The organism is Mycobacterium montefiorense (genome assembly GCF_003112775.1).
Classification (GTDB): Bacteria; Actinomycetota; Actinomycetes; order Mycobacteriales; family Mycobacteriaceae; genus Mycobacterium; species Mycobacterium montefiorense.
This window is the reverse complement of sequence record NZ_BFCH01000002.1, coordinates 34414-60176: the sequence shown is the minus strand read 5'-3', so window position 1 is coordinate 60176 and position 25763 is coordinate 34414. Positions and strand designations below refer to the sequence as shown.

Genomic DNA, 25763 nt, shown 5'->3' with positions numbered 1-25763 from the left:
CCGGCGAAAGCACTTGTCGCGCCGCCCCACACATGGGGGACCCCGCGCACCCGACAGAGCCCATTGACCCTTGCTGCCTTCCGGCCCTGGGGGAGTTCACAGGATAGACGCCGCGCGGGGTCCACCGCGAGTGTAATACCTGGCCCGCATCCGCCGATGACGGCCGACCGACATTCCGCGTTGACCCAGCCGCTACCATTGCGACGGAGGATTCGCCTAGTGGCCTATGGCGCTCGCCTGGAACGCGGGTTGGGTTAATAGCCCTCGCGGGTTCAAATCCCGCATCCTCCGCAAATCGGGTGCACTCGGTTCAAGACGCGGCCAAGCGGTTGTTTGGAATCGGTTTGGCTGCCTCTAGGCTGACGTGGGCTCACCAGCATGAGGGAGGCGTATGGGGCGCAAGGTTGCCATACCGTGGCACTTGGCGTTTTCGATCGGTGCCGGCGTCCTCTATTTCCTCTGTGTGTTGCCCCGCTGGTCGGAATTGCTGGGCGACACCTCACGCGCATTGGGGATGGCGGGCCGGATCGGGTCGGGCGCGCTGTTTGCCCTGGCCGCGCTGCCTGTGGTGTTTACCCTGCTGAGGACCCGTAAGCCGGAACTGGGCGTCCCGCAGATGGCTCTCACGCTGCGGCTCTGGTCCATCGTGGCCCACATCCTGGCCGGGGTGCTGATCATCGGCACCGCGATCAGCGAGATCTGGCTCAGCCTGGACTCCGCCGGACAGTATCTGTTCGGTATTTACGGCGCTGCGGCCGCGATCGGCATCATCGGGTTTTTCGCGTTCTATCTATCTTTCGTCGCCGAGTTGCCGCCTCCGCCGCCGAAGCCGATCAAAGCGAAGAAGCCCAAGCGCCGTGGTACCCGCCGCAAGAAGGGCGACGAGTCGGCGGCTGAGGAAGCCACGGACACCGCCGAACACACCGAGGATGCGGAATCCGGCGAAGCCGAAGATGCCGAGACCGTCACGGCGGACGAAGCTGGAGACGAAGCCGACGAAGAGACGGAAGAACCCGTCGAGCCCACCGCGAAAGCCGTCGAAGCCGTCAAGGCCGAGAAGCCGGCGACCGAGGAGCCGGCGGCGGACGCCGAGACTACCGAGGACAACGAGGAATCCCGCAGCGGGCTGCGCAACCGCCGGCCCGAGGGCAAGGGTTCGCATCGCATGCGGCGCCGGCGCACCCGTGGCGGCGTCGCGCTCGACGAGTGATCAGTCGCGGCGCTTAAGGCTTTCGACGTATGCGGCGATGCGCTGCTGCGTCTCGTCGGCACCCCACAGCTCACGAACGTCGGCGTCGGTAGCGCCACCTTGGCGGATCCGCGCCACGGCCGGCGCTCGTAGCTGGGCTTTCGTGTCGCGATAGGCCTCGACCGGGATGCTGCCCAGATCTGCGGCCTCCGCAACCGCCGCCTCGAGGAGATCGTCGGCGACGACGCGGTGGGCAAGCCCGCGGGTGATGGCGTCGGCCCCCTTGTAGGTGCGGGCGCCGAGCAGCACTTCCTCGGCGCGATCCCCGCAGGCGTAACGCATGACTTCCAGCGCGGCGACCGGGAACGAGACGCCGACCCGGACCTCGGCCGCCCCGATCCCCGCCTCGGGGCCGATCAGGCGGCGATCGCAGGCACACGCCAGCACGCACCCGCCGGCGATGGCGGCACCATTGATGGCAGCCACCGTCGGCCACGCAAAGCTGAACAGCGCGTCGAACGTGTCCGACAGCGCGGGAACCAGCCGATCGGTGTAGGCGCTGCCACCCTCGACCACACGGTTTAGGTCGACCCCGGCGCTGAACACCCGACCGGCGCCGACGATGACCAGCGGACCGTTACCCGACTCTTGCAGTTCACGGACGGTTCGGGTCAGCTCTTCGAGCACTTCGACATCGAGGGCGTTGACGCGCCCGGCCGAAAGGGTCAACACCCGCACCGAGCCGACGCTCTGGATCTCCATCACAAGGACACTCAAGCATCCGCCGCCGGCGCTACTGCTGGTGGGTCAGTCTCGCCAGGATCACTGGAATGCCGGTGTTCTCGTCGGTGCGGTAGCTGCCGTCTTCAGTCACCGAGGCCGGGGCGAATCGGTTGAGTCGTTGATACCCGCGCGTGTATCTCATTGAGGTAGTTGTAAACCGTATAGCGAGTGACATCTAGTGCGGCCGCAGCTGTCTCGGCGGATTGTTTGACCAGAAAGTAGCCTTGCTGATCGAGTTCGGCGACAACCTCCATCTTGTGTTCCTTGCGCATCTCGGCAACGCGCACGCCAACATTGGCGATCGCCGTATCGATGAGCCGTGCCGATAACTCCTCCACACTGTGCGGAAAATGTTCACTGTCTGGGTCGCCGAGCGCAGGTCGGACAATTGGCGTGGAGGTTGGCAGCGGAATCGGTACGGCTTCGCCGTCCCCGTCGGCTGGTAGTAAGCCGTCGAGAGCGCCGCGGAGATGCGCCCAGGGCGTCACGTCGGTATTGATGCAGAGCGCAGCGGCGGGCTCGTCGTCGCGGGCGGTGAACATGATCGTGCTGGAGCGCAGCACTCGTCCGTCGGGCAGCACGGACCGATATGCGATCTCGTGGCGGATGTCTCCGGCGGCCACACTGCGCAGCAGTTTGTCCGTGGGAGGGTCTCCCGGTCGCCGCCCGGTGATGTCACCGGCAATCGCGCGCACGGTGTTGGGGATTCGGCGCAGGTCGTGCAGGACCACCTCGGTGGGCTGCGGATAGCTGCCCTGCAGTGCATCGACCATTTGCTCGAGCATCAGGTTGATCGTCTCGGCGTCGAGGATGCGCAAAGCGGCCACCAGCTGCCCGACGTCCTTCTTCAACATGTTGTCGATTTTAGCTGCCATGAACGTTAGACACTCCACAACGATTTGTGTAATCTTCGCCGCGGGGCGGAGATCTTTCAACGTACTGTTGAGATAGCTTTGCGTCGTCGGTCTCTCCGGTCCAACTGATGAGGACGCCACACATGACGAATGAGGTCGCCGCCGCATCGGTCGCCGACGAGAGCGCTCCGCACCTGCGCCGCGGCCTTGCCAACCGACATATCCAACTGATCGCGGTCGGTGGCGCGATCGGCACCGGCCTGTTCATGGGATCAGGGCGCACGATTTCTCTCGCCGGTCCGGCGGTGCTGCTGGTGTACGGCGTTGTTGGGTTTTTCGTGTTCTTCGTACTGCGGGCGATGGGCGAACTTCTGTTGTCCAACCTGAACTACAAGTCTTTCGTCGACTTCACCTCCGACCTGTTGGGGCCCGGCGCCGGATTCTTTATGGGGTGGTCCTACTGGTTCGCCTGGATCGTCGCCGGCATCGCCGAGGTTGTTTGCATCACCGGCTACTCGCAGTACTGGTGGCCCGACGTGCCAGCATGGCTACCGGCCATTCTTACCGTGACGCTGATCCTCTCGCTGAACTTGTTCAACGTTCGCAGCTTCGGCGAGATCGAATTCTGGTTCGCGTTGATAAAAGTCGCGGCGATCCTCTGTCTGATCGCCGTCGGAGCGATTTTGGTGAGCACCGACTTCGTCAGCCCCGACGGTACCCACGCGGCACTGGCGAACCTGTGGAATGACGGCGGGTTCTTCGCCACCGGCGCGACGGGCATGGTCGGCGGCTTTCAGGTCGCATTCTTCGCCTTCGTCGGTGTCGAACTGCTGGGCACGGCGGCCGCAGAGACCGCTAATCCGCGTCGCACCCTGCCGCGTGCGATCAACGCCGTGCCGGTGCGGATAGTCGTCTTCTACATCGGGGCCGCTGCTCGCGATCCTGTGCGTCATCCCGTGGCGACATATCGCGCCCGGACAGTCGCCATTCGTGATGATGTTCTCGCTAGCCGGACTTGCTGCGGCGGCTTCGATCATCAACTTCGTCGTCATCACTTCGGCAACCTCGGCAGCCAACTCGGGGGTCTTCTCGACCGGCCGCATGCTGTACGGCCTCGCCGACGCGAGCAGCGCGCCTGCAGGATTTCGCTGGCTCAACCGCGGTGGGGTGCCGGCCCCCGCGCTCGGGCTGACCGCCGCCTTGCTGCTGATGTCCATCCCACTGCTCTACGCCGGCGGATCGGTGCTCGAAGCCTTCACGCTCATCACGACGGTGTCATCGCTGCTGTTCATGTTCGTGTGGGTGATGATCATCGCCAGTTACCTCGTGTACCGTCGCCGCCGCGCCCAGCGTCACGCCGAGTCGATTTACAAGATGCCCGGCGGTGTACCGATGTGCTGGGCGATCCTCGGCTTCTTCACGTTTGTGATCTGGACCCTGACAACCAATCCAGATACCGCGACCGCACTGGCGTGGTTTCCCCTTTGGTTTGTCGTGCTGGCGATCGGGTGGCTGGCGGTCCGCCGCCGCCCAGATCGCGCAGGCCAGTATGCCGATTCCAGGCAGAGATGGACCAACCAACTAGACAGGAACCAATGATGACGCGCATTCCCGAGGAGATCGATACACCTGCCGTGGTCATCGATCATGACGCGCTGGAGCGCAACATCGCGCGGATGAGCGCCGCTATCACCGAACGCGGGATCGGGCTGCGTCCGCACGTGAAGACCCACAAGGTGCCCCAGATCGCGCAGTTGCAACTGGATGCGGGCGCAACGGGCCTCACCGTCGCGACCATCGGTGAAGCAGAGGTATTCGTCGACCATGGCGCCGACGACATCTTTATCGCCTACCCACTTTGGATCGGTCCGCGCCAAGCCGACCGCCTGCGCCGGCTGAGCGGGCGTGCCCGCGTCGCGATCGGGGTCGATTCGCCGCAGGCCGCGTTGAACATTGCTGCGAAGTTGGGGAATGACCGTGCGGCAATCGATGTGCTCGTCGAAGTCGATAGCGGGCAACACCGTAGCGGCATCGCACCGCAGCGGGCGGGCGAAGTCGCCAGCACCGCCGTCGACGCTGGCCTGCAAATCACCGGCGTGTTTACCTTCCCGGGGCACAGCTACGGCCCAGGCAAAGCCGCCGAAGCCGCCGCGCAAGAACAGCACGCCCTCATCCAGGCCACTAATGCACTTGCCGCAGAAGGTATTACGGTCACTTGCCGAAGCGGTGGATCCACCCCGACGGCACTCCTAACCGCCGCCGACGGTGCCACCGAAGTCCGCCCGGGCGTCTATGTTTTCGGCGATGCACAACAGCTCGAGCTTCAACGATGCCGATCCGAAGACATCTCGCTGACGGTTGCCGCAACGGTGGTCAGTCGGCACGACACTGCCGATGGCCCGCGCCGGATCATTTTAGATTCGGGCAGCAAGATCCTCGGCAGCGATCGCCCAGCATGGACCAGCGGCTTCGGCCGCCTCATCGACTACCCCAACGCCAGGATCACCGCACTCTCCGAGCACCACGCCACCGTCGCGTGGCCCGATGAGGCGCAGCTGCCACCCATCGGCACACGTCTACGCGTAATCCCGAACCACGTCTGCTCGGCCATGAACCTCATCGACGAGGTCACCGTCGTGCGCGACGATGCCGTCATCGACCGATGGCAAGTCGCGGCCCGCGGCAAGAATAGTTAGTCAAATCCCCTCACCTGAAAGGCTTTTGATGCCCAACATCACCTCGTCGAAGTCCACAGTGGAACGCCGGCTCGCCGAACGGGGTCTGACCCTGCCACCGGTCGCCGCCCCGGCCGGGACCTACGTGCCCGCTGTCGCCGACGGTGCCCACGTGTATACCTCCGGACAACTTCCGCTCGTCGATGGTGCGCTCACACTAACCGGCAAGGTCGGCGCTGACGTCACACCCGACCAGGCGCGGGCACAGGCGCAGATCTGTGCGCTCAACGCGCTCGCCGCGATCCGTGCCGAGATAGGCGACTTGGACCGCATCACTCGGATTGTCAAGGTGACCGGGTTTGTCGCATCCGAGCCCGGTTTCACCGGACAACCCGACGTCGTCAACGGCGCATCCGAGCTTCTCGGCTGGGGCTTCGGACCCGCAGGCGTACACGCCCGTTCAGCCGTCGGCGTCGCCGCGCTACCGCTCGACGCCCTCGTCGAAATCGAGATCGCCGCAACGTTCAACTAGACCGATACCAGGTTTGGTCCCGTTCCCGCGACGGAGCCCGGTTTGCACCCAAAAGTTGGGATCGGTAGCAATTCGGGCGTTCTGTACTTGCTCCCATGACGACGCCAACGGGGCGGAGCATGAAGGAAGGAACCACCAGTGAAACGTCTTCTCGTGGGCGCAATCGGAACCCTCGGCGTGGCAGCGGCCGTGGTGGGCTGCTCGAGCGGCGGCCACACAGCCAGCCCGGCGTCGAGCTCAGCCCCTAGGGTGGCCTCCGGGAGCGGTGCTCAGATCAAGGTCGGTGGTGCCGACTTGGCAGGAGTCAACCCAGCCTCGGTGACCTGTGTGAAGCAGGGCGGCAAGATCGACATCGGTAGCGGATCCACCGGCGGTGCGCAGCAGGCGCTGGCAGTCGTGATGACCGACGAAGCAACTCCGAAGGTCGAGTCGCTGGCACTTGTGGTGGACGGCAACGCCTTGTCGGTCGCCAGCAACATGGGTGCCAATGTCGGGTCGGCCAACGTGGCGGTGGACGGCAAGACCTACACAATCACCGGTCAGGCGCAGGGCGCCGACCTGAAGAACCCGATGGCCGGCATGATCACCAAGGACTTCAGCATCAAGGTGACGTGCGGTTAATCGGCTTCACTCCGGGCGGCGGACGTGCTTCACTCACACGTCCGCCGCACCGGGCTGTCCGGGGCAGACTCCCGGTAAATGGATTTATGATGCAGCCGTGTCGATCTCCGGCGAATTAGAGCGAGCCCGCCGCATGACACTGGACGCCGACGAGACCGGCGCCCGGGATCTGCTGCTGTCGCTGATACCCGCAATCGAACGCGAAGATCGCGACGAGGAGATCCTGGAAGTCTTCGCGCAGCTGGGCGAGATCTATCTGGCGCGAAACGCGAATGACGGAGTGCACGAGTGCATCCGGCGTATCCGCGACTGCCTGGACATCTACTCCGGAATCCTGGCCGGCAACCGGCCGGAAACGACACCGATGCCCGCGGCCGACGTGGCAAACATGATCCGCCGCTATTCGCGCCGAGCGCAGTTCCTGCAGAGCGGCCTGGCCGCCGCACACGGCGATCACGAAGGTGCCGCAACGGCACTGACCGAGTTGAGCCGGGCCGACGACGCGTTCCCCGAGCTGGCCGGCGAGCACACCCGCCTGATCATTCATGCGCAACTGCTGTGCGCGAACGCGCTGTGCGACGACGACCTACATATGCGGTCGGTTCCGTTGTGGGAGCAGGTGGTCGACGCGATCGACCTCCTGGGCGACGACGAATTCGACGACCGGCTGCGGGTGGATGCATCCACCGCGTACGGCAGGTTCTGCGTCGAGACCGGACGCCTGAGCGAAGCCGAGCCGTGGCTGCGCCGGGCCGGGGCCCGGGCGAAGGCGCGTAGCTGGGAATTGGCCGAAGCCAGAACGCAATTGGAGCGTGCGGCCGCGCGTTGGCTGGTCAGTGACCACTCGACGACCGAGCAGCTGGTGTCCGAGGCCTACCCGGTGATCACACGGTATGAGCGCGCACACGACGACGCGCGGTGCTGGCTGTACCTGGGACTCACCCGGCTGGCTCGCGGGGAACTCAAAGCCGCCGACGAGTGCTGGGAGCATGCCGAACGGCACTGGCGCGAGCTGGCAAAGCCCTTGCATTTACATCGAATCCTGTTGCAGCGCAGCTGGATAGCAATATCCTGGAGCAAGTTCGCCGACGCGGTCGAGCTGATCGCCCAGGCCCGCGAACTGCTCGATTCGTCGCCACGCAGCAGTTGGCTACAGTACGCCCAGCTGGACAGCCAGCTCGGCACCGTGTGGCGCGCGGATGCGTTGGCGGACCTCGGCTTCGACAGCTCGGGCGATCCCGACGAACCGCTGGAGGAAACCGAGGCAAAGCATGCCGAGGGACTCGGCATCCTGAAGGGCGAGGTCGGCACGCCCGAATACTGGCGCGGCATGACCAAACTCGAACAGGCCGCCGAGCTCAAGGTGCCGGCCGCGCTGGCGGTCGATTCGGTGCGTTTCTCGATCGCCGACGCCGACGCGAGGGCGCGCTGGGCGGCCAGCATCTCGGCACCGATTCTGGCCGGTGCCTTCGCCGTCGCGTACGAATGGGAGAACACCCAGCTGATCAGCGAGCTCATCGAATATCACAGCGCACGTGGCACTTTCGATACCGATCCGCAGCGGCCGGCCATCGGCGAATGGGCGTCGACGGGCACTGCCACGGTGCTCGTCGACGCCGAGCTCCAACCGGCGCTGGCCGCCGCCGGTCCGCCGACGTCGGCCGGCCGTTCCCTTACCCGGCTGGGCCCGTTGCCTCCGTTGCAGATGCAGCCCGACAGCCCGCCGATCATGAGTCACTATCGCGCCCTGGCGTTGCAGCGCTACGGCCGCGACGTCACCGCCGCCGAGCCCGCCTGGTCGACCTGGCCATGAGCGACCGGCTGACTCTCGTCCTGCGCTACGCCGACCTCGGGATCGCCACTTACGGCAGCTTGCGGATCATCGGGCAGCCGGCCCGGACCGTCACCTGGGTGGTGGAGGAGCCCCTGCTGCTGGCCGCGATCGAAGAACTGACCGATGCCATCCCCGAGCCGTACGGCAGCGAGAGCAGGCGCGATGCGATCGAAAGAGCCTTGGCCACCGGGCCTTTCGCGAATCCGGACGCCGAGCTCACCGTCGCCTACATTCTAGGTGTGCTGCTGATCTCGACGCAGGGCTGGCAGCTACTGAACGAGTGTGTGTCCTCGCCACGCGCCACGCTGTTCGTGGCCCCCAGCGCGCGGCTGGCCCGCGTCCCCTGGGGGCTGCTCGCGGTGCCGACATCGGGACCGAGCAAAGAGGAACTGGTGCGCGCCCGCCAGGACGCCATCACGGCAAGCGGAAGAGTCGCGGCCCGGATCCCCTGGCAACTTGCGAATATCGGCGAACACACCGACGGCCATCGGCTGATGGAGTTGGTGGACGTGCTGATGGCGGTGCCGGCGAACATCATGCACGCGCCCCGCACCCCGGCACGATGGGACGCCCGCCAGGACGGCCCGCCGGTGCTGGTCCTCGACCCTCGGGTGCCCGGACAGCGCCCCGACTCCGCACTCGGGTCGGTGCTGGGCAGACCTTCGACGGAAACCCCACTGGCACAACACTTTGCCGAACTGATCAAGCGACGAGCGACGCTCCCCGCGGTCGACGGGGCGGTCGAACTGTTCCGCCGGCAGGATGCCGACCGCACCTGGCTGGCCAACTTGCTGGCCCAGCACCCGAGCAGGCTGCTCTACGTCGGTCACGCGAGTTCTGCTGACGCGCAGCCAGATCACGCCGCCCAGGCCGACCGCGCGGCCCTGCACCTGGCCTGTACGGCGGCGAGTCGCGGCGATGCCGACACCATCGGCGACCACCGTCCGCTGACGGCGTCGGACCTAATGGCGTTGCGATTGCCGATGCCTCCCCGGGTGGCCCTGCTGGCCTGCGGGTCGGGCGGCGACTATCGATTCGACGAAGCGACCGGCTTGGTGGCGGCGATGATTCTAGGTGGCGCACAGCTTGTCACTGCCACGCTGTGGTCGCTGCCTACCACGGCCGCCTACCGTCAATTTGCCAGTACGGACGCCGATCCGATGACCGATGTCGTCGCCGCCGTCGACCGCGCCCACGAAGGCGACGATGCGGGCTGTGCGGTGAACCGATGGCAGCGCGAGCAGATGCGGCGCTGGCGCGATGGAAACCACGCGGCCAGCCCGCTGTATTGGGGCGCACTGGTCAGTTTCGCCGTCGACGGCGCGCGCTAGTACTCAGACCGCGGCCAACCACGACGCGTGTACCGCCAATACATCGTCGGGCAACGAAAGTTCCTCGCGGGCAGCCGGATCGAAGGCCACCAGAACGACAAGGCCGGGCCGCAGCGTCGACACGTCGGGACCGTCCCCGCTGCGCGCCAATCTGCCGATGAATGTCTCACCCGATACGGCCACCACTTCAACGAAAACCTGTCGCTGACCGGCGACCGCGCGCACGGTACCGACGCCGACAGTACGACCTTCGGCATTCGGGTGCCGCCAGAACGCGAGACGCTCGACGGCCGCCAGCAATGTCCTCAGCTTGTTCATGCAACAAGGATCTGCGTGCCGGCCGGCTACCGAACCCAACTTTTTGGCTGCCGGTATCTTCCGAAAGCCCCTATCCTGTGCTGATGAGCGCGGATCCGCAGCTGGCCACCGCCGTGGCAGCAGGCCATCCACGCCGGTCGGTGATTGACCAGGCGTGGCGGGCCATCGGGCCCGGCGTCGAGGTGCTCAGCAGTGACGATGGCGGTCCGCTGACCCGGACCGTCAAGCGAATCATCGACCCGTTGGTTCTGCGGTTGCGGTCGAACCCGCAGTATTCGGCCCCGGTGGTCGCCCCGGATACCGCCGCGGCGATGCATGAACTGATCATCGGCGGTGCATCCGAATTACGCTCCACCGCAGCATGGTTCGCGGTTCTCAAGCTCGAGCGGCGCAGGCAGCGGATCCGCGCCGGAAACGCCCAGGAGCTCTACTTCCCGGCGTGTTTCGAACTCGCGGTCACCAAAGGCTCACCGGCGCCCGAAGATCGGGAGACCGCGGCCACCATCCTCGGTGAGATACACCAGGGCCGCGACCGTGCCGGTATCGAGGTCCTGCACCACTACGTGGCCAGTGCGGATGTCGTGGCCGCCCTGACCGATCAGCTCGAAGGCAGTTGGGCTGACGTGCGGGCAGGTGAGACGGTGACGGGTCCGTTCCTGGCTGAGCTTCCCACCGTGCTCGGGCCCGCTCACGGGCACCGTGCCGCGACCACCCGGCAGCGGGTCTGGGAGGCCATGATCAGCGACACCACCCCGTACAACCTGGGTGCCCTGGCCCGTGTCGGATCGGCAGAGCTGCCCTGGTCGATCGTCGGGCTGGGACTGAGTTCGGTTGCACCGCAACGTCCTCCACCCATTGCCGGCGGGGCGGACGGCGACCGTCCGCTGGATCGCACTGTGGTGGACCGGGTCCGGGCGACCCTGCGTCGCGCCCTGGACCGCGACGCCCTGCCCGACATCCCGCTGCTCTGCGAAGAGGAGGTCGACCGCGCCTGCGCGCCGTGGGGGCTGCTATCCGAAGACAAGCAAGCCACGCTGGTAGCCGGCATCGAGGTCGCCGTCGAGCTGGCGCCGCTGGACCGAGCCGTGGCAAGCCGTTACGCGCTGGCGGCGCAGATCCAGGCGCGGCTGCGCAAGGAGGCGTACGTGCTGCACGCCCGGCGCTATCTCGCCGAGGGCGGCCCGATCCATCCCCGGCAGCGACAAGTGGTCGACGACCTGGCCGCGTACGCGCCGCCCTACCTGAGCCGGCTGTGGGCCCGGCTGCACGGGCGCGACGTGTGGCAGGAGCCCTGCGAAAACGTCGACGAGATGCGGTCGCTACTGGAGGGCGTCGCGCGCTCGGTGAGCCTCGATCACCGCCAGCGGATCAAGTCGATGCTGGAATTGCAGGTGGCCCGATGAAATTGGTTGCCGATTCCGGCCTTTGGACCCTCGGACCGGTTAGCCCCGAGTCACCGCTGGCCGCGGTGCTGGAAGTCAGCGGCGCCGTGCTGTCCTGGACGGTCGACGATCCGTCCGGCGACGGGCGAGCCCGGATCACCTTCACCGATCTGTCCCGCACCGACTGGCTTTGGCGGGTGTTCGGCGAAGCCGGGCATGTCGCGCTGGCGGGTGCCGCGGCCGCGATGGACGGCGCGACCAGCATCGAGCTCACCGGCGTCGACATCGTGGCGGGGTCGATGGATCCGCTGCGCCGGCTGGCCATCGGGCATTGGCTGCGGCGCTGGTGGCCGGCGAGCCGCCAGGACGGCATCGCCGGCCTGGATCGTGCCTTGCTCGACGTCGAGATCGCGCTGCTGACCGTCGGGGCGCAGGGCTTCTTCACCGATGACACGCTGGATTCGGATGCCGCCGAGTTGCTGGCGCCGCATGCCGCGGCGTTGTTCACCCATGTCCGCAGCGACGATCCGCGCATCGCGGACCTGGTACGTGCCGGTGCCGGGCTTGCCGAAGAGATCGGCGTGGACGACGACGCGTGGGCGGAACTGCTTGCCGTTCTTGATGATTCGGCTAGCGAACCAGCGATGCCGAGCGAACGGCGCGACGACTACGCGCTAGCCGCCGGTGCCGGCGCGGGCCCAGGGGCGCGACTGAAATCGCCAGGGGCATCGCATCCGTCAACTGGACCGCGGTGCCCCCCGCGATCTTCGATGCGGGCGAAGACACCGTCGAGTGGACGGTCGAGGCGGGGGTCGCCGCCGTGGTGCGGGCGGCGATTGTCGGACCCGACCCGGCCACCGGTGTCCCGGTGCGGTTGCAGTCCGGAGCCGTCAGCGGGGCCGGGGTGCTGGACGGCGATGGCCACGCGACCCTTCCCCTTCTCGACGCCGAGGCGCGGCCGCTGACCGAATCCGCGGCCTGGGATCACGATTGGTCGCAGACCGCGGTGATCGTCGGAGCCGACACGGCCGAGCCCCGCGACACCCGCGAACGGATCCGCCGCTGGGTGCACGCCCGCCTGGACCGGCCGCCCGCGGACGCATTTCTGGCCGAGATTTTGGCTTCCGAATCCGCCTACTAAGCCCCACTAAGAACCCCTATGCTGAGCGAGTGCCAAACAACTATCGAGTCGTTCAGTGGAACACCGGGAACGTGGGCAAGAGCTCGCTCAAGTCGATCGCCGACAACGCCATCCTGGAACTGGTCGGATGCTTTGCCTGGTCGCCGGAGAAGGTCGGGCGGGACGCCGGCGAATTAGTGGGCATCGCTCCGCTCGGGGTCGCCGCCACCAATGACGTCGACGCACTGCTTGCCCTCAAACCGGACTGCGTCGTCTACAACCCGATGTGGATCAGCGTTGACGAGCTGGTGCAGATCCTGTCCGCGGGAGTCAACGTGGTGACCACGGCGTCCTTCATCACCGGGCACAACCTGGGCGAGGGCCGCGACCGCATCCTCGAGGCCTGCGAGAAGGGCGGGTCAACGATCTTTGGCTCCGGGGTCAGCCCCGGCTTCGCCGAACTGCTGGCGATCGTCTCGGCGATGGTGTGCAACCGGATCGACAAGGTCACCGTCAACGAGGCTGCCGACACCACGTTCTACGACTCGCCCGAGACCGAGAAGCCGGTGGGCTTCGGTCAGCCGATCGACCACCCGGACCTGCCGGCGATGGCCGCCAAGGGGACCGCGATCTTCGGCGAAGCGGTGCGGCTGGTGGCCGACGCGCTCGGCGTCGAACTCGACGAGGTCAAATGCGTCGCTGAGTTCGCCCAGACCACGGCCGACCTGGAAATGGCGTCGTGGACGATCCCGGCCGGACACGTCGCGGGCACCTACATCAGCTGGCAGGGCATCGTGAACGGCAAGACCCTGATCGACCTCAACGTGCGGTGGAAAAAGGGTCAGACCCTCGAGCCGGACTGGCAGATCGAGCAGGACGGCTGGGTCATCCAGATCGACGGGCAGCCGACGGTGACGACCAAGGTCGGCTTCCTGCCGCCGCCTTACTTCGAGGCCACGACGCTCGAGGAATTCATGGACCTCGGCCACATCATGACGGCGGTGCCCGCCATCAACGCGATCCCCGCCGTTGTCGCCGCGGCGCCCGGAATCGCCACCTATGCCGATCTTCCGCTGACGCTCCCGCGCGGCTTCGCGAAGATCTAGTCCCCCGACGCGGCCCTGGCCGGCGTGGCCGCCCGGCGCCGGGCGGGTTTGGCGTAGGCCGCACCCAGCTGGGGCACCTCGATCGGGCCCTGGTGACGGGCGGCCTCCATCGCGGATCGCAGCGGACCCGCCAATCCGGCGAACGAGCCCATGTCGAACACCCGGGACGTCAGCAACCGGTTGTGCACGTAGCCGAATGAGCCGCCGACCTCGGGGTCGGCCCAACCCAGCGTCCCGCCAAGGCCCACGTGGCCGAACCCGTGCAACAGACCCGGCACCGGCGACTCGTGGTAGCCGAGGTGAAAAGGCATGGGCACCACCATGTTTGCGTCCGGCCACTTGATTCGAGCTTGCCCGGCCAGCCCGCGTGCCAACTCCTCGGACAGGTACTTCTTGCCGTCAATGCGGCCGCCGTTGGCCAGCACGGCATACATCTTGGCCAGGCCGCGACCGGTGACCACGCCGTTGGCTGCGGGGATCTCACCGTCCAGAAACGGGGTGTCCCCCTGCATCAGCGACATGATCCCCGGGAAGTACATGGCGCCCAGCGCGCCCGAGTACCGCATGTTGGCCACCCGCGGCGCAATGAAGTTGAGCACCGGGGTCGGCATGATTCTTTTCTGCGGCATCAGGATCTGCGCCGGCGTGGTGGGCGAGCCCTCCGGCGGGCGGCCGAGATGCAGGCCGTCGGTGTTGAGCGGACGCGCGACCTCCTGACGAATCAGTTCTCGCATGCCTTTGCCGGTGACCGCCCGGGCCAGCCCGGACAGCAGCCAGCCGTACGTCAGCGCGTGATAGGCCTGCACACCCCGCAGGTGATCGACGGGCGCCGCGGCAAGCCGCTCCTCCATCGCCAGGTGATCCATCAAATCCGTCTTGGTCACCCCACGCAGATGCGACAACCCGGATCGGTGCCGCAGCACGTCGCGAACCGTGATCTCGTCCTTGCCGTTGGCCCCGAACTCCGTCCAGTACTCGGCGACCGGGTCGTCGTAGGACAACAGGCCACGATCGGCCAGCCGGTGAATCACCGTCGAGGCGACGCCCTTGGTCGCCGAGAACACCATCGCGCCGGTGTCGGCGGTCCAGGGCTGGGTGCCGTCCCGGTCCGCCCACCCCGTCCAGACGTCGACGACGGGAATGCCGTCGACGTAGACGCTCAGCGCTCCCCCGCCCAGACGCCGCCCCGGGAACTGCTGGGCAAATTTTTTGACGACGTTCGCGAAATGCGGATCGGCGGCGCCCGACACACCGGGCGGCAAGCCGTCGTCGGTTACGAGCAGTGTCGACGGTGTCATGGTGCCCCCGGGCTTGTGCGCATCGGCAGCAACCGCCGGAGCGGCCCCTCGCCGATGAGGTGCGATTATCAGAACGAAGCTATCAGTCGAGCAGAGGCCAGAAAATCATTCGGGCAGATCGCGTTCTGGAGGCTCACCGACATCCGCACCAGGCAAATGCCCGGGAGGCGACTCGTTCAAATACTTGCGCAGCCGAAGCAGCTGATTGATCACGATGCCGAGGCCCAGCAGCATCAGCACTACGACTATCGCCACCACCGTTGCGGTGCTCATGGGATCCATTGTGATCCATCCCATGCCGAATGGACGAACTGGTTATTTGCCAGCCTGACCTCGTAACGCGGGCAACCGCTCCGGCCGGGCGGCGGCCCGATCTCGATGCAGGGTTTTGAAGTCGACGGTTCGGGGGTAGCCGAATCGATAACAACATCGTGCGAGGAGGAAGCGAAACCATGAGCGCCGAAGACAAGATCAAGAACAAAATCGAGGACCTCGGCGGCCGGGCCAAGGAAGCCATCGGCAAGGCCACCGGAGACGACGACACCAAGAATGAGGGCCGCGGCGATCAGGCCAAGTCCAGCCTGAAGGACGCCGGCGAGAAGGTGAAGGACGCCTTCAAGAAATAGCTTTCACTCTCGACCAGCAGGTTTACTGAAGCCAACGGTAAACCTGCTGGTCGTCTTTCTCGGGAAAGCAGAACGGGCACCGGCACTCAAGCCGGTCCGCAAGCAGGTTGCACGGAAGCTACCCGCGCACCCCTAGGTCGGGATTATCGTCGTTTCATGTCGCTACCCCATGTCGACCCGGAGCGCCACGTTTCGGCTTTCAACCGCACCATGACGAAGTTTGCTCGTAGTGGGCTGGGGAAATTCCTCGCCCAGCACGTCGCCGCGAAGACCGATCCGTGGCTGATGCGGGTGTCCCGCGATAAAGTGTCGTGGGGAATGTTTGCTGTGCCGTCGGCGACGCTGCACATGAGGGGCGCTAAAACCGGTGAGCCACGTCAGGCCCAGATCTCGTACTTCCACGACGGCCGCGACGTGATCGCGATCGCCTCCAACTTCGGCGGCAGCTCGCACCCGAATTGGTACTACAACCTCAAAGCGCATCCCGACTGTGAATTGGGCGGGGAGAGCTTCCTGGCCGCGGAGGTCCTCGATCCCGCCGATTGGGCGCGGCTCTACGGCCTCGCCGAATGCTCGTACCCTGGCTACAGCGACTACCGCGCCGCGACCGTGGCGATCGGCCGCAAGATCCCGGTATTGCGCCTGGTTCCCCGGTAGCGATTGAGAATGCACGGTTTGGGCAATCCGTATCGCCGTCTGCATCGAATACAGACAAAAGGGAGACCTGGACTCGACTGGGTGGGATGAAGGTGAACGTCGTGAAGTTGATCAACACTCGGATGCGCAAGCTGGCGGCGGCCGCCGGGGTCGCCGCGCTGATGACGGCCGCCGTCCTGTTCAGCAGCCACGCGCCGTCGGCAGATGCCGAGCCGTGTCCCGACGTCGACCTGGTATTTCCCCGTGGCACCAGCGAGCCGCCCGGTGTCGGCGGCATCGGTTCCGGCTTCGTCGACGCACTGCGCGGGCAGATCGGTGGCCGGTCGCTGGCGGTGTACCCGGTGAACTACCCAGCCAGCAACGACTTCAGCAACCCCGATTTCCCGGCGACGTTCATCGACGGGATTCGGGACGCCACCTCGCACATCGAGTCGATGGCGGCAAGCTGCCCCAAGACCCGGGAAGTGCTGGGCGGTTTCTCGCAGGGCGCGGCGGTGGCCGGTTTCGTCACCTCGTCGGCCGTCCCGAAGAACGTTCCTGCGGCGTCGGTGCCGGCGCCGATGCCATCCGACGTCGCCAACCACGTCGCGGCCGTCATTCTGTTCGGCACGCCGTCGAATCAGTTCCTCGAGCATTACGGCGCACCGGATATCGTCATCGGCCCGCTGTACCAGCCTAAGACGCTGCAGCTGTGCGCTCCCGGCGATCCGATCTGCGGCGGCGGCAACGACGGCGCGGCGCACGCCTCCTACGTCGTCAACGGAATGACGGGCCAGGGTGCGAGCTTCGTCGCCAGTCACCTGTAGTTAACGCCCGCCAGGTTGCCCCGCGAGCGACAAGCCTTGCAGAATCGCTGCGTGCGGATTCTGATAACGGGCGGTACTGGACTTGTCGGTGGGTGGACCGCGAAAGCCATCGCTGACGCGGGACATTCGGTTCGGTTCCTGGTGCGTAATCCCGATCGGCTGCACTCCTCGGTCGCCAAGCTGGGTGTCGACGTATCGGACTACGCCGTCGGGGACATCACCGTTCGTGTCTCGGTGCGGGAAGCCTTGCAGGGATGCGACGCCGTGGTGCACAGCGCCGCTCTGGTGGCGACCGATCCGCGCCAGACCAACGAGATGCTGACCACGAATATGCAGGGCGCTCAAAACGTGCTCGGTCAAGCAGTCGAGCTCGGTCTGGACCCGATCGTGCACGTATCGAGCTTCACCGCGCTGTTCCGTCCGGATCTGGAGACGCTGTCGGCGGACTTGCCGGTGGTCGGCGGGGCCGACGGCTACGGAACGTCCAAGGCCCAGGTCGAGATCTACGCCCGCGGGCTGCAGGACGCCGGCGCGCCGGTCAACATCACCTATCCCGGCATGGTTCTCGGGCCGCCGGTCGGCAATCAATACGGTGAAGCCGGCCAAGGGGTGAAGTCGTTGCTGGACCTGCATTTTGTACCCGGGCGAGGAGCGGCCTGGTTGATCGTCGACGCCCGCGATCTGGCCGCGCTGCACGCGGCGCTGCTGGAACCCGGGCGCGGACCGCGACGCTACATGGCGGGCGGGCACCGCGTCTCCGTCAGCGAGCTGGCGAGCATGTTCGGCGAGGTGGCTGACACCACGATGGTCGCTGTGCCGGTTCCCGACACCATAATCCGCGCCGCGGGAGCGGTTCTCGACATTGCGACGCCATATCTACCGTTCAACACGCCGTTCACCGCGGCCGGGATGCAGTACTACACGCAGATGCCGGCGTCGGACGATTCACCCAGCGAGAAGGAGCTCGGCATCACCTACCGGGATGCTCGCGACACCGTGACCGACACCATCGATGCGCTGCACGGCACCGACAGCTAAGGCTGCCTGCCCCTTCCGAAGCTACGGACGAAGCCGCGCACACCCGCGCCGACGAACGGCACGGGCGCCAGCGTGGCGATCATCGCGCTCTTGGTACCGACGAGAGGCCGGCTGCGCAGCCCCAGCAGCAGGTCGGCGCTATCGCTGATCAAGCCGAAGGCCGCCCAGCGCCGGAACTCGGTGTCGCCTCCGCGTAACAACGCGGCGCACGCACCCGACCCGATGACCAGGTCCCGGATCCCGATCGTCTGCATCAGCAGCGTCTCGGTACCCGACTCGGGTTTGAAGAATCGATCGGGCGCCAGCAACATCGCGGCTCCGACGCCGACGCGCGCCGCCGCGACCAACACCAAAATCGGCGATGCCGTGCGGGTAAATTCTTGTGCCACCGGTCAACCCTAACCGCGGCGTCGCACGCCGGGAAGCGTTGGTGACGGGCGTCTGCGACTGCCGAGCGCCCGGCTGGCGGGGCGCTCGAACTCCTGGGCCGGCTGGCCGGGCGCTCGGCGAGAATGAGTGGACGAAAGCCGGGAAGCGTTGCTAACTGGCGGGTTTGATCTCCAGGCCGACGTGGACCTTGTCGATACCGCCGCGCACGATCGAGTGCACGTAGAACCACGGCGCGTGATACCAGTACCGCTTCAGCACGGCGTTGTAGACCCGCTGCGTCTCGGACTTCGGCAGCACGCGGGCGACGCCCTCGACCTCTTCGCTCTTGGGTTTGCCCAGGACCCCGCTTTTAGCGATCGTCACGCGCGGCGTGTTGTTGATCCGCTTGGTTTTCCACGAGCCGCCGTCGGTGATGACGAGCAGCTTGTCGCCGTCGGGCACCCCCCAGATCGCCGTGGGCTTCGGGCGACCGTCCTTGGTGAAAGTGGTCAACAACAGGTACTTGGACTTGATGACGTCCTGAAAACTCGAAGCCGCGCGTGTTCCTTATCTGTGGATGGTTCCCAGGACCATTCCCCGATCAGCGATTCCCTAACCATGGCGATCATCACGCGGCTAGCCCGCGGCCACGTCCTGACGAGCGTGAAGCCAGCTTCACGTTGGGCGTCGAGCGCGCGGCTAGCTTCACGCTCGACGATCAGCCTGCGGTCGAAATAGATTGGCTCACAGTGTAACTGTCGATTCCCTCGGTTCCGAGCTCGCGACCGTATCCGCTGTTTTTGACGCCGCCGAACGGTGCGGCCGGGTCCATGATGTAACCCTCGTTGACGCCGAAGGTGCCGGACCGGACCCGGGCCGCGACGCCGTAGCCCCGCTCGACGTCGGCGGTGAACACCGATCCGGCCAGCCCGTATTCGGAGTCGTTGGCAATTCGAAGCGCCTCGTCCTCGTCACGGTAGGAAATGACCGTCAGCACCGGACCGAAGATCTCCTCGCGCGCGATGCGCATGTCGTTGGTCGCGTCGCTGAACAGTGTCGGGCGCACGTACCAACCGGTGTCGAGTCCGTCGGGCATCTCGGCGCCGCCGGTAACCAGCTGCGCCCCTTCGCTTTTGCCCGATTCGATGTAACCGCGGACCCGCTCCTGCTGGCGCTGGGCCACCAGCGGACCGATCTGGGTGTTGGCATCGGCCGGGTCACCGACGGTCATCGACGCCATCCCGGCGGCCAACGCGTCGACGAATTCGTCCTTACGCTTCTGCGGCACCAGAATCCGGCTCAGCGCGTTGCAGACCTGGCCGCTGTTGGCCAGGCTGGCCATCTGGATGCCGGTGGCGGCGTCCGCGGGATCGGCGTCGTCCAGCACGATCGCCGCCGACTTGCCACCCAGTTCGAGGCTCACCTGTTTCAGTCCTTCGGCACACGCAAGGGCGACTTGCCGGCCCGCCGCCGTGGAGCCGGTGAACGAGACCTTGTCGACGCCGGGATGGCGCACCAGCAGCTCACCGACTTCCCGGCCTCCGGGCAGCACGTTCAGCACGCCCGGCGGAAGATCCGCTGCCGCAACCAGATCGGCGAGCAGCTGCGCATCGAGCACCGACTCGGGGGCCGGCTTGAGCACCACCGTGCAGCCGGCCAGCAGCGCGGGCACCACCTTGGTCACGGTCAGGAACTGCGGCATGTTCCACGGCACCACGGCGGCGACGACGCCCACCGGCTGCTTGCGGATCCGGATGTTCTTGCCGTACAGCCCGGGTCGTTCCTGCTGCCATTCGTAACCCGCGGCGAAGTTGCAGAACGCGGACATCATCGTCAGCGGCAGCCGAACCTGCGCCATCTTGGCGAAGGCGATCGGAGCACCGATCTCGGCCGAGATCAGTGCGGCCATATCGGCGCGCCGCTCCTTATAGATGCCGGCCAGCCGGGTGATTGCCTCGATGCGTTCCGCCGGTTGCATGCGCGGCCACGGTCCGGTGTCGAAGGCTGCCCGGGCGGCGTCAACCGCGCGGTTGACGTCGGCAGGTCCGGCGCACGCCGCGTGGCCGATGACGGCCGCACTGTGCGGGGAGACCACCGAGATGGCTTCCCCGCCCGAAGCCGGCGCGGCCCACTTCCCGTCGATGAAGAGTTGGTCCCTGTCGTACATCAAACTCCTTGGATCTATTGGGATCTGGCCGAAAGCGTCGGCGTCAGGTATTGCGGCCGCCGTTCACGCCGAGAATCTGCCCGGTGATGTAGCCGGCCTCCTCGGAAGCGAAGAAGGCACACGCGGCGGCGATATCCTCGGGCTTGCCCACCCGGCGAACCGGTGTGCGAGCGATGTGGTCCTCCACGGTCCCGCCGAGGAGATGCCGGCTCTCGGCGCTGCGCAGCATCGGTGTGTCCACGAATCCCGGCGGCACGGCGTTGACGGTGATCCCGCTCGGGCCGTACTCGAGGGCCAGCGACTTGGTCAGCCCGTTGACCGAGGACTTCGCCGCGACGTAGTGGGCCATGAACGGTTGGCCGGAATGCGTGCTGGACGACGAGATATTGACGATGCGTCCCCAGCCGGCCTCGACCATGTCGGGCAGCACCGCCTGAATCGTGTTGAACACGCCGTTGAGGTTCACGTCGATCACCTTCGACCATTCCTCGAACGACATGCTGAGAAACTTCTTGAAGCCCTCCACCCCGGCGGCGTTGACCAGCACCAGGATCGGGCCCAATGCGTCGCGGATCGCGGCCATCGCCGCGTCGACCTGCGCGCGGTCGGTGACGTCGGCGACGTGGCCGAACCCGTCGTCGGTGGGTGTGAGATCGAGGACGGCCACCTGAAATCCGTCTTTACGCAACCTTTCGGCGCAGGCACGGCCAATCCCCGAGGCACCGCCCGTCACGACCGCTGTCTTCGCGCTCAAGCCGTCATCCACCTTTCCTGAGCGATCGCTCAAACGGTTGGCTTCACATGCCTATCACCCGGTATCGATTACGGTCAAGCCTATGGACCGGCCTCCGTTTCGCTTCGCGGTGCAAGCGACCAACGCCACCGGCGGGCGCGAATGGCGCGATACCGTCCGCAAAGTCGAAGATCTCGGCTATTCAACGCTTTTCCTCGCCGACCACTACCTCGGCCCGGGACCCGCGCAGCGAGCCGCACGCACGCCTCGCCAGGACCTGGCGCCGATCGCAGCGATGGCGGCAGCCGCCGCCCACACCGAGACGCTGCGCATCGGCTGCCGGGTGTTCTGCATCGACTACCACGTGCCGGCGGTGTTGGCCAAGGAAGCGGCGACACTCGATCTGCTCTCCGATGGCCGTCTGGAGCTGGGCATCGGCGCCGGCTGGAGCGAAGTCGAATACACCGCGATGGGAGTGGAATTCGACCGTCCGGGTCGTCGAATCTCCAAGCTGGCCGAGGCCGTCGCGCTGATCAAGGCGCATTGGGAGGGCGAAGAACTGGACTACGCGGGCGAGTTCGTTCAGGTCCGCGGATACGCGGGACGGCCGCGGCCGGTGCAACAGCCGCATCCGCCGATCATGATCGGCGGGGGTGGGCAACGCGTGCTCTCGCTCGCCGGCCGCGAGGCCGACATCGTCAGCATCTCCGGCGTTCCGTTCGTGGCTCGCGATCCCGACGGCCTCGATCCACAGGCGGTCGCCGAGCGTCGAATCGGCTTCGTACGTACCGCGGCCGGTGACCGCTATCGGCGACTCGACGTCGAGAGTTCGCCGTACTTCACCGAGATCACCGCCGATCCCGAGGCGGCTTTGGCCGACATCGCGAAAACGACGGGCATCTCGGCCGACCTGCTCCGCGACCATCCCAACGTCCTGATCGGCACGCCGGAAAGCGTTGGGGAATTGCTGCGTTCACGCCGCGAAAGCCTCGGCGTCAATTACGTGACGGTGCAGCAGTCGCAGATCGAATCCTTCGCACCCGTGGTGGCGCTGCTGCACGGTCGCTGAACCTTGACCGCTGCTGGCTGAGGTGCAAGCATGGCAGCTACCTCATTTGGGCGATCGCTCAAATGGTGCCGGCGCCACTTTCACCACCGCGGAAATGAGACAGCTCAATGGCAAAGCGGACGAGATTTAGCGAGTACCAGAACAGCTATGCCAACTACAAGTTCGAACTCACAGACGACGGAATCCTGTTCATGCAGTGCCACACCGACGGTGACAGCCTGGTGTGGAGCTGGAAAGCGCACGACGAGATGTCGGATGCGTTTGCCGATATCGCGGGCGATCGCGAGATCAAGGTGCTCATTCATACCGGCACGGGCGAGAACTACAACGCCAACTGGGGTCGCCTACCCAACGGCGAACCCCCCGAACACCCCATCTATCAGGCTATGCCCAACGACCGCGGGACGCACAAGCTCGACGAGAAGGCCTGGTACGCACGCCATCTCATCTTCAATGTGCTCGACGTCGACGTACCGATGATCAGCGCGGTCAACGGGCCGTGCAACATGCACTCTGAGGTGCCGATCATGGGCGACATCGTGCTGGCCTCCGAGGACGCCTACTTCCAGGACGCCTCCCACTTCCCGCGCGGCCAGGTGCCTGGCGACGGTCAGCATGTGATCTGGAGTGTGCTCGCCGGGCACAACCGCGCGCGCTACTTCCTACTCACGGGTCAGAAACTCAGTGCGCAGGAGGCCAAGGAGTGGGGCGTGGTCAACGAGGTGCTGCCCAAGGACAAGGTGTTGGACCGAGCCTGGGAGCACGCTCGCGAACTGATCAAGCGACCACCGCTGACACTGCGGTACACGCGACAGCTGTTCACCAACCCGCTCAAGCGGGCCTTCGTCAACGAACTCGGCCACGGCCTGGGCCGCGAGACCTACGCCCAGCGCGTGTTCTTCCCGTTCGGCGGCGAGATGGCCCCGCTGGATCGGGCATGGGACCAGGAGCCCTGGAGCAATGGCGCACCGTCGCATGAAGGAGTCCCCTCGTGACCAGCATTCAGCAACGACTGTCGACCGGTCGGGGCAAGTTCACCACCGACTATCCCGAACTGGGCACCGCCCCGGTCAACTACGAGGACTCGATCTCCGAGGAGTTCTTCGCGGCCGAACGCAAGGCCGTCTTCGAACGAAACTGGTTGTGCGTCGGGCGTATTGAACGCCTACCCCGCAAAGGCTCCTACTTCACCCGCGACCTGCCCGGCCGCCTCGCCTCGATCGTGATCGCCCGCGACGCCGACGACACCGTGCACGCCTTCCACAACGTCTGCGCGCACCGCGGCAACAAGGTTGTCTGGCAGGAACACCCCGGCCGGGAAAGCTCGGGGACCTGCCGGGCGTTCTCCTGCAAGTACCACGGCTGGCGGTACGGCCTGGACGGCAAGGTCAACCACATCACCAACGAGGACGAATTCTTCGACCTCGACAAGAGCATGCTGCGGATGCCGCGGGTGCACTGCGACGTGTGGGCGGGCTTCATCTTCATCAACCTGGCCGAGGACCCGGTGCCGCTGCGCAGCTTCTTGGGCGACGGACTGCTGCCGATCGAGGGGTGGCCGTTCGACAAGATGACACAGCACTACGGCTTCTCCACCCGGATCAACGGAAACTGGAAGTTGGCGGTCGACTCGGTGTGCGAGTGGTATCACCCGCCGTATGTACACGGGCGCTTCATCGATCCCGATGTGTCCAAGGCCGAGAAGATGGTGCCGCCCGTCGACTCGTACCACTACGAATTGTTCCGGCCGCACATGCTCACCTCGGTCCCCGGGCCGCCGCCCCTGCCGGCCCGCGACCCGGGCACCGCGGGACCTGCGCGCCAGGACCAGCGCTGGGTATACAAGCTGTTCCGGGCCGGGCTATTCGGGCCCGATGACGTTCCGGATCTGGGCCTCGACGACGAGAGCGCCGCTTTCCTCAACCGAGGCAATATCGCCTCCTGGGGCAACGACCAATTCTGGCTATTCCCAAATATTTCGGTCCAGCTCTGGGCGCGCGGCTACTACATCACCTACACCTACTGGCCGGAGACCGTCGACTCGCACATCTACGAGATCGACATGTACTTCGTACCACCGGAAAACGCACGGGATCGGTTGGCGCAGGAGTTGGTGGTGGACAGCACAATCGAGTTCGCGATGCAGGACGTGAACACCATCGAAGCGACACACTCGGCGCTGAAGACACGGGCGCAAAACACCTTCCACCTCAGCGACCAGGAACTGCTCATCCGTCAGTTCCACACCGTCATCCGTGACACGGTCGACGCCTACCGGTCCGGGGAGTCGTCATGACACTGCCCGAAGGTTTCGCCGATCTCGAGCCGTTTGTCGCCGATTGGGCTCTGCCGACCCGGGCGCAACGCTACGAGGCGCGGCTGTCGAAGCCCTACGACGAGCTCGTCACGTTCTACGACGCCATCGCGCTGAGAGCCGAGGCGGCGATCGCCCACCTGAATACCCTCGACATCAACGAGTTACCCGAGGACGCCGAACGGCTGCTGCACCTGCTGTATTCGATGATTCTGGTCTCCTACGCCGTCAACGTGTTCAAGCAGAACCGCATCCCAGACTCCGGTGCCGCGTTCTTCGACATGGTCGCCGAACCCGCGGTGTGATATGACCGGACTGTGACCGCATCCGAGCGACCTAAGGCGCGCGACTCCACGACGCGCGACATGCTGGTGGCCGCGACGAGTCAGATTATGGTCGAGGAGGGCTACGCCGCGGCCACGTCGCGACGGGTGGCCGCCAAAGCCGGCGTCAAGCCGGCGCTGGTGCACTACTACTTCCCGACGATGGACGAGCTGTACCTGGCTGTCTTCCGCAGCGGTGCCGCCGTCTACCTGGAGCGTCAGCAGCAGGCGTTCGCCTCCGACCGACCGTTGCACGCTTTTTGGGAGACGCTGATCGCACCCAAGGACACCCGGTTGCTGCTGGAGTTCATGGGACTTGCCAACCACCGCAAGGAAATTCAGGCGGAGATCGCGGCCTGGTCGGATCGGTGGCGCGAGCAACAGATCACCGCGCTGAACTTCATCATCCGCGAACACGACATCGATACCGACGAGTTCCCGCCCGCGGCCATCGCGGTTTTCATCGCCTCGATCGGCCGCACGCTGATCTTGGAGCAGGGGCTGGGTTCCTCGGGGGGTCACGAAGCCGCCGTCGCGCTGGTCAACCGGCTCCTGGATCGGTTCGAGATGCCGGAGCCGAAGGCGCGCCGCGATCGCGGCAGGCAGGGCTGAGCCATA

25 protein-coding genes, 1 tRNA gene, 1 other RNA gene and 3 pseudogenes are annotated in these 25763 nt (G+C 65.9%); 20 read left to right on the top strand and 10 right to left on the bottom strand.

Annotated elements, in window-relative coordinates:
• Window positions 1–30: 30 nt before the first annotated feature.
• Window positions 31–127, bottom strand: an RNA gene (ffs, locus tag DB708_RS01435) — signal recognition particle sRNA small type.
• Between the two features lie 78 nt (window positions 128–205).
• Here ffs and DB708_RS01430 point away from each other — a divergent pair.
• Together DB708_RS01430 and DB708_RS01425 are read left to right on the top strand one after the other, a co-directional pair.
• Window positions 206–291: transfer RNA gene (locus DB708_RS01430), tRNA-Ser, on the top strand.
• A gap of 100 nt (window positions 292–391) precedes the next feature.
• Window positions 392–1210, top strand: coding sequence for an ICP22 family protein (locus tag DB708_RS01425; RefSeq protein ID WP_108920179.1), 819 nt, complete (start codon window positions 392–394; stop codon window positions 1208–1210).
• On the opposite strand, the gene DB708_RS01420 is transcribed toward DB708_RS01425, so the two are convergent.
• Both DB708_RS01420 and DB708_RS01415 read right to left on the bottom strand, forming a co-directional pair.
• The gene (locus DB708_RS01420; protein ID WP_108920178.1) at window positions 1211–1951 is read right to left on the bottom strand and encodes an enoyl-CoA hydratase/isomerase family protein; all 741 of its coding nucleotides are present in this window, start codon (window positions 1949–1951) and stop codon (window positions 1211–1213) included.
• Window positions 1952–2055: 104 nt separating this feature from the next.
• Window positions 2056–2826: a helix-turn-helix transcriptional regulator gene (locus DB708_RS01415; protein WP_108920523.1), complete on the bottom strand. Its 771-nt coding sequence runs from the start codon at window positions 2824–2826 to the stop codon at window positions 2056–2058.
• 143 nt (window positions 2827–2969) lie between these two features.
• On the opposite strand from DB708_RS01415, the pseudogene DB708_RS01410 reads away from it, so the two are divergent.
• From DB708_RS01410 to DB708_RS01385, 6 genes and pseudogenes are all read left to right on the top strand, one after another.
• Window positions 2970–4425: pseudogene (locus DB708_RS01410) on the top strand (amino acid permease).
• On the top strand, window positions 4425–5522 hold the full coding sequence (locus tag DB708_RS01405) for an alanine racemase (protein WP_108920177.1): 1098 nt from the start codon (window positions 4425–4427) through the stop codon (window positions 5520–5522). Before DB708_RS01410 ends, DB708_RS01405 begins: the two are co-directional and overlap by 1 nt.
• Before the next feature lie 28 nt (window positions 5523–5550).
• Window positions 5551–6033: a RidA family protein gene (locus DB708_RS01400; protein WP_108920176.1), complete on the top strand. Its 483-nt coding sequence runs from the start codon at window positions 5551–5553 to the stop codon at window positions 6031–6033.
• A 138-nt stretch (window positions 6034–6171) separates the two neighbouring features.
• Window positions 6172–6654, top strand: a complete 483-nt coding sequence (locus tag DB708_RS01395; protein ID WP_108920175.1) for a lipoprotein LpqH — start codon at window positions 6172–6174, stop codon at window positions 6652–6654.
• 97 nt (window positions 6655–6751) lie between these two features.
• Window positions 6752–8467: a hypothetical protein gene (locus tag DB708_RS01390; protein WP_108920174.1), complete on the top strand. Its 1716-nt coding sequence runs from the start codon at window positions 6752–6754 to the stop codon at window positions 8465–8467.
• Window positions 8464–9819 carry a CHAT domain-containing protein gene (locus DB708_RS01385; RefSeq protein WP_201263388.1) on the top strand — a complete coding sequence of 452 codons (1356 nt, stop codon included), beginning with the start codon at window positions 8464–8466 and terminating at the stop codon, window positions 9817–9819. The genes DB708_RS01390 and DB708_RS01385 overlap by 4 nt, the downstream gene beginning before the upstream one ends.
• Window positions 9820–9822: 3 nt before the next feature.
• Here DB708_RS01385 and DB708_RS01380 read toward each other — a convergent pair whose 3' ends face one another.
• A complete protein-coding gene (locus DB708_RS01380; protein ID WP_108920173.1) occupies window positions 9823–10137 on the bottom strand; it encodes a hypothetical protein in 315 nt (104 codons plus the stop codon).
• Between the two features lie 83 nt (window positions 10138–10220).
• Between DB708_RS01380 and DB708_RS01375 the strand changes: the two genes are divergently transcribed.
• The 3 genes and pseudogenes from DB708_RS01375 to DB708_RS01365 all read left to right on the top strand — a co-directional run bounded on the left by DB708_RS01375 (window position 10221) and on the right by DB708_RS01365 (window position 13745).
• The gene (locus tag DB708_RS01375; protein WP_108920521.1) at window positions 10221–11540 is read left to right on the top strand and encodes a hypothetical protein; all 1320 of its coding nucleotides are present in this window, start codon (window positions 10221–10223) and stop codon (window positions 11538–11540) included.
• Window positions 11537–12660: pseudogene (locus DB708_RS01370) on the top strand (hypothetical protein). The gene DB708_RS01375 and the pseudogene DB708_RS01370 overlap by 4 nt, the downstream one beginning before the upstream one ends.
• 29 nt (window positions 12661–12689) lie before the next feature.
• Entirely contained in the window at window positions 12690–13745 is a 1056-nt protein-coding gene (locus DB708_RS01365; protein ID WP_108920172.1) for an NAD(P)H-dependent amine dehydrogenase family protein, read from the top strand.
• Here DB708_RS01365 and lipL read toward each other — a convergent pair.
• A complete protein-coding gene (gene lipL / locus DB708_RS01360) occupies window positions 13742–15043 on the bottom strand; it encodes an esterase/beta-lactamase LipL (RefSeq protein ID WP_108920171.1) in 1302 nt (433 codons plus the stop codon). The two genes, DB708_RS01365 and lipL, sit on opposite strands and share 4 nt — an antisense overlap.
• Before the next feature lie 105 nt (window positions 15044–15148).
• A complete protein-coding gene (locus tag DB708_RS27160) occupies window positions 15149–15316 on the bottom strand; it encodes a hypothetical protein (protein ID WP_165839697.1) in 168 nt (55 codons plus the stop codon).
• 179 nt (window positions 15317–15495) lie between these two features.
• On the opposite strand from DB708_RS27160, the gene DB708_RS01350 reads away from it, so the two are divergent.
• The 4 genes from DB708_RS01350 (at window position 15496) to DB708_RS01335 (ending at window position 18170) form a co-directional block, all read left to right on the top strand.
• Window positions 15496–15669, top strand: coding sequence for a CsbD family protein (locus DB708_RS01350; protein WP_108920169.1), 174 nt, complete (start codon window positions 15496–15498; stop codon window positions 15667–15669).
• Window positions 15670–15825: 156 nt separating this feature from the next.
• A complete protein-coding gene (locus tag DB708_RS01345) occupies window positions 15826–16326 on the top strand; it encodes a nitroreductase family deazaflavin-dependent oxidoreductase (protein WP_108920168.1) in 501 nt (166 codons plus the stop codon).
• Between the two features lie 161 nt (window positions 16327–16487).
• Window positions 16488–17132 carry a cutinase family protein gene (locus DB708_RS01340; RefSeq protein ID WP_235616601.1) on the top strand — a complete coding sequence of 215 codons (645 nt, stop codon included), beginning with the start codon at window positions 16488–16490 and terminating at the stop codon, window positions 17130–17132.
• 51 nt (window positions 17133–17183) lie between these two features.
• Window positions 17184–18170 carry an NAD-dependent epimerase/dehydratase family protein gene (locus tag DB708_RS01335; RefSeq protein WP_201263387.1) on the top strand — a complete coding sequence of 329 codons (987 nt, stop codon included), beginning with the start codon at window positions 17184–17186 and terminating at the stop codon, window positions 18168–18170.
• Here DB708_RS01335 and DB708_RS01330 read toward each other — a convergent pair.
• The 4 genes and pseudogenes from DB708_RS01330 to DB708_RS01315 form a co-directional block, all read right to left on the bottom strand.
• Window positions 18167–18559 (bottom strand): hypothetical protein, encoded by a 393-nt coding sequence (locus DB708_RS01330; protein WP_108920165.1) that lies wholly within the window; start codon window positions 18557–18559, stop codon window positions 18167–18169. The genes DB708_RS01335 and DB708_RS01330 overlap by 4 nt on opposite strands.
• Before the next feature lie 151 nt (window positions 18560–18710).
• Window positions 18711–19094 (bottom strand): annotated as a pseudogene (locus DB708_RS01325) (PPOX class F420-dependent oxidoreductase); the annotation flags it as partial.
• Between the two features lie 163 nt (window positions 19095–19257).
• Window positions 19258–20706: an aldehyde dehydrogenase gene (locus DB708_RS01320; protein ID WP_108920163.1), complete on the bottom strand. Its 1449-nt coding sequence runs from the start codon at window positions 20704–20706 to the stop codon at window positions 19258–19260.
• A 43-nt stretch (window positions 20707–20749) separates the two neighbouring features.
• Window positions 20750–21460: an SDR family NAD(P)-dependent oxidoreductase gene (locus tag DB708_RS01315; protein WP_108920520.1), complete on the bottom strand. Its 711-nt coding sequence runs from the start codon at window positions 21458–21460 to the stop codon at window positions 20750–20752.
• 82 nt (window positions 21461–21542) lie between these two features.
• On the opposite strand from DB708_RS01315, the gene DB708_RS01310 reads away from it, so the two are divergent.
• The 5 genes from DB708_RS01310 to DB708_RS01290 all read left to right on the top strand — a co-directional run bounded on the left by DB708_RS01310 (window position 21543) and on the right by DB708_RS01290 (window position 25757).
• On the top strand, window positions 21543–22508 hold the full coding sequence (locus DB708_RS01310) for a TIGR03621 family F420-dependent LLM class oxidoreductase (protein ID WP_108920162.1): 966 nt from the start codon (window positions 21543–21545) through the stop codon (window positions 22506–22508).
• Window positions 22509–22615: 107 nt separating this feature from the next.
• Window positions 22616–23503 (top strand): enoyl-CoA hydratase/isomerase family protein, encoded by an 888-nt coding sequence (locus DB708_RS01305; RefSeq protein ID WP_108920161.1) that lies wholly within the window; start codon window positions 22616–22618, stop codon window positions 23501–23503.
• Window positions 23500–24804: an aromatic ring-hydroxylating oxygenase subunit alpha gene (locus DB708_RS01300; protein WP_108920160.1), complete on the top strand. Its 1305-nt coding sequence runs from the start codon at window positions 23500–23502 to the stop codon at window positions 24802–24804. Before DB708_RS01305 ends, DB708_RS01300 begins: the two co-directional genes overlap by 4 nt.
• Entirely contained in the window at window positions 24801–25127 is a 327-nt protein-coding gene (locus tag DB708_RS01295; protein WP_108920159.1) for a hypothetical protein, read from the top strand. The genes DB708_RS01300 and DB708_RS01295 overlap by 4 nt, the downstream gene beginning before the upstream one ends.
• A 60-nt stretch (window positions 25128–25187) precedes the next feature.
• Window positions 25188–25757 carry a TetR/AcrR family transcriptional regulator gene (locus DB708_RS01290; RefSeq protein ID WP_108920519.1) on the top strand — a complete coding sequence of 190 codons (570 nt, stop codon included), beginning with the start codon at window positions 25188–25190 and terminating at the stop codon, window positions 25755–25757.
• Window positions 25758–25763 lie beyond the last annotated feature (6 nt).

What these genes read in the sequence shown, in the direction of transcription:
- DB708_RS01425 (WP_108920179.1), top strand. Translation starts at nt 392, where the DNA reads ATGGGGCGCAAGGTTGCCATACCGTGGCACTTGGCGTTTTCGATCGGT.
- DB708_RS01420 (WP_108920178.1), bottom strand. Translation starts at nt 1,951, where the DNA reads ATGGAGATCCAGAGCGTCGGCTCGGTGCGGGTGTTGACCCTTTCGGCC.
- DB708_RS01415 (WP_108920523.1), bottom strand. Translation starts at nt 2,826, where the DNA reads ATGTTGAAGAAGGACGTCGGGCAGCTGGTGGCCGCTTTGCGCATCCTC.
- DB708_RS01405 (WP_108920177.1), top strand. Translation starts at nt 4,425, where the DNA reads ATGACGCGCATTCCCGAGGAGATCGATACACCTGCCGTGGTCATCGAT.
- DB708_RS01400 (WP_108920176.1), top strand. Translation starts at nt 5,551, where the DNA reads ATGCCCAACATCACCTCGTCGAAGTCCACAGTGGAACGCCGGCTCGCC.
- DB708_RS01385 (WP_201263388.1), top strand. Translation starts at nt 8,464, where the DNA reads ATGAGCGACCGGCTGACTCTCGTCCTGCGCTACGCCGACCTCGGGATC.
- DB708_RS01380 (WP_108920173.1), bottom strand. Translation starts at nt 10,137, where the DNA reads ATGAACAAGCTGAGGACATTGCTGGCGGCCGTCGAGCGTCTCGCGTTC.
- DB708_RS01375 (WP_108920521.1), top strand. Translation starts at nt 10,221, where the DNA reads ATGAGCGCGGATCCGCAGCTGGCCACCGCCGTGGCAGCAGGCCATCCA.
- lipL (WP_108920171.1), bottom strand. Translation starts at nt 15,043, where the DNA reads ATGACACCGTCGACACTGCTCGTAACCGACGACGGCTTGCCGCCCGGT.
- DB708_RS27160 (WP_165839697.1), bottom strand. Translation starts at nt 15,316, where the DNA reads ATGAGCACCGCAACGGTGGTGGCGATAGTCGTAGTGCTGATGCTGCTG.
- DB708_RS01350 (WP_108920169.1), top strand. Translation starts at nt 15,496, where the DNA reads ATGAGCGCCGAAGACAAGATCAAGAACAAAATCGAGGACCTCGGCGGC.
- DB708_RS01345 (WP_108920168.1), top strand. Translation starts at nt 15,826, where the DNA reads ATGTCGCTACCCCATGTCGACCCGGAGCGCCACGTTTCGGCTTTCAAC.
- DB708_RS01340 (WP_235616601.1), top strand. Translation starts at nt 16,488, where the DNA reads ATGACGGCCGCCGTCCTGTTCAGCAGCCACGCGCCGTCGGCAGATGCC.
- DB708_RS01320 (WP_108920163.1), bottom strand. Translation starts at nt 20,706, where the DNA reads ATGTACGACAGGGACCAACTCTTCATCGACGGGAAGTGGGCCGCGCCG.
- DB708_RS01310 (WP_108920162.1), top strand. Translation starts at nt 21,543, where the DNA reads ATGGACCGGCCTCCGTTTCGCTTCGCGGTGCAAGCGACCAACGCCACC.
- DB708_RS01305 (WP_108920161.1), top strand. Translation starts at nt 22,616, where the DNA reads ATGGCAAAGCGGACGAGATTTAGCGAGTACCAGAACAGCTATGCCAAC.
- DB708_RS01295 (WP_108920159.1), top strand. Translation starts at nt 24,801, where the DNA reads ATGACACTGCCCGAAGGTTTCGCCGATCTCGAGCCGTTTGTCGCCGAT.
- DB708_RS01290 (WP_108920519.1), top strand. Translation starts at nt 25,188, where the DNA reads ATGCTGGTGGCCGCGACGAGTCAGATTATGGTCGAGGAGGGCTACGCC.